The following is a 2072-nucleotide window of genomic DNA, read 5'->3' on the forward strand; positions in this document are numbered from 1 at the left end:
CCCGACCATTCGGGGCGCGCCGCTTCGTTGTCCGGCGATCCTGAGGCTCAGTCCTCGGCGCTCGTCTCCCACTCTGCAGGCTCGCCGCCGAGCAGGCTGGCGACGTCCGTGGCGACCGCCGTGGCAGCCGTGGTCACGCGCCAGGTGACGAGCGACTCGGGCCGGTTGTCGATCATCGGGCCGGGGCGGAAGCGGCCGACGCAGTCGGCGTGATCGTTCTGCCGCTCCATCGGGCCAACCGCTTGTGTGCTCCCCGCCTTGGGAGAGACCTCTCGGTAGGCTCGGCGGCCTCGGGCGAAGCCGGGCCGCCGATGAATGACGTCAGTGCCAGCCGGTTCGGAATTCGATCCAGGTCCGACCGATCGCCGCCATATCGGCCTGGTAGCCGCGCAGGTAGGGCACCCTGGGTGGGCGGGGAGCCGGGAGCTGCGCTCCCCGTAGCCGGCTTGGGCGGCTGCGAAGGTGACCCCCCGTGAGGCCGGCGACGGGCCCTCAGCCCGCCGATGACGAGAGAGACGAGCCCCATCGTGTCGAGCGCACCCGTGATCCGCAGCGACATCCCCGGGTCCTTCGCCTGGGGCGTCTTCCACGAACGCCACCCCAAGCTCATTCAGCAGGTCCTCGACGCGCTCCCGTACGGCCCCGCCGAGCGGGATGCGGTCGAGAGGCTGCTCGTTGAGAGCACCACCGGCGTCCTGGAGCCGCTGGGCGCGGACGCTCCGGACGCCGCCCAGTGGTTGGAGTGGGGCGAGGGACTATGGGGCAGGCCCTGGGGCGAGGCGCCGTTCCTGTGGGCGGAGAGCTACTTCTACCGTCGACTGCTCGACGCCATCGGGTACTTCCGGCCCGGCGCGTGGCAGGGCATCGACCCGTTCGCGCCGTTCAAGAACGCCGAGCTGGCCGGGGCGGCGGTGGACGACGAGCTGGCCGCGCTGAGCAAGCTCGACGATCTTCCGGAGACTCGACGGGCCGAGGCGCTCCTGTCGTCCGCCCTGTGGGGAAACCGTGCGGACCTGAGCTTCCAGATCACCGCAGAGGCCGCCGGGACGGTTGCCTCCGACCTGGTTGCCGACGACAGCGCGACGCTCTGGGCCGAGCTGGAACGACCGAAGGGCGGGCGGGTCTGCGTCATCGCGGACAACGCCGGCCGGGAACTGCTGCCGGACCTCGTGCTGATCGACCACCTCCTGGCCGGCGGCCTCGCGGCGCAGGTCGTCCTGTACGTGAAGCCGCAGCCGTACTACGTCTCGGACGCGACGATGGCCGACGTCCTCGCCTCGGTCGAGCGTCTGCGCACCGCGCCCTCGCACGCCGCCGAAGCGGTCGGCGGGCGGCTGTGGCGGGCGATGAACAGCGGCGCGCTCGTGGTCCGCACGCATCCGTTCTTCTGCGCGCCACTGCCGTTCCGGGCCATGCCCGCCAGCCTCCGGGGCGAGCTCGCCGACGCGGCGATGACGATCCTCAAGGGCGATCTCAACTACCGCCGCCTCGTCGGCGACCAATTCTGGCCACCGACCACCCCGTTCACCGATACGGCGAAGCACTTCCCGTCGTCCGTCGCAGCTCTGCGGACGCTGAAATCCGACGTGATCGTCGGCATCGACGCCACCACCATCGCCCGACTCGACAGCACCGGTATGCCGTGGCGCACCAACGGCCGGCATGCCGTCGTGCAGGTCCATCTCCGCGACTAAACGACTGAGCTGGCGGGAGCGAACTGGGTTTCCCGCCACCATCCACCGGTGGTGTCAGGAACGCGATCGTTGCCCCAGCCGGTGCCGGCGCCTGCCGACGCGTTCTCCGTCGATTCGGTATCCAGTCACGACCTACGACCTCGGTCTTGCCGACGACCTGGGGAGACATTTGGGGACCCGACACCTACAAGCCCGACACATGGCTTGCCTATGGAGGGCCCGATGCAGGCCGCCCACCGCGGCGGAGCCACCACCGAGGGCGGCGAGGCCCCGAAGCGCCCGGCCGCGTCCGGCTCGACGCTGTGGTCCTTCGAGGTCGTCCAGTCGGCGGGCCCCAAGGCCTGAGTAGTCGTTGAACGAGCGGCGCGCCCCCCCCCA

The 2072-nt window shown here is 70.8% G+C and carries 2 protein-coding genes and 1 pseudogene; 2 read left to right on the forward strand and 1 reads right to left on the reverse strand.

The features are described 5' to 3' along the window. Positions 1–47: 47 nt before the first annotated feature. Positions 48–230 (reverse strand): hypothetical protein, encoded by a 183-nt coding sequence (locus AB0O00_RS37010; protein ID WP_363659088.1) that lies wholly within the window; start codon positions 228–230, stop codon positions 48–50. 297 nt (positions 231–527) lie between these two features. On the opposite strand from AB0O00_RS37010, the gene AB0O00_RS37015 reads away from it, so the two are divergent. Both AB0O00_RS37015 and AB0O00_RS37020 read left to right on the forward strand, forming a co-directional pair. After that, positions 528–1694 carry a damage-control phosphatase ARMT1 family protein gene (locus tag AB0O00_RS37015; protein WP_363659089.1) on the forward strand — a complete coding sequence of 389 codons (1167 nt, stop codon included), beginning with the start codon at positions 528–530 and terminating at the stop codon, positions 1692–1694. A gap of 210 nt (positions 1695–1904) precedes the next feature. After that, positions 1905–2039 (forward strand): annotated as a pseudogene (locus AB0O00_RS37020) (antibiotic biosynthesis monooxygenase); the annotation flags it as partial. Positions 2040–2072: the final 33 nt, after the last annotated feature.

It is taken from the genome of Kitasatospora sp. NPDC093558 (genome assembly GCF_040683475.1).
Classification (GTDB): Bacteria; Actinomycetota; Actinomycetes; order Streptomycetales; family Streptomycetaceae; genus Kitasatospora.

Excerpts from the sequence above, each read along its gene's own strand:
- AB0O00_RS37010 (WP_363659088.1), bottom strand. The coding sequence starts at position 230 with ATGGAGCGGCAGAACGATCACGCCGACTGCGTCGGCCGCTTCCGCCCC.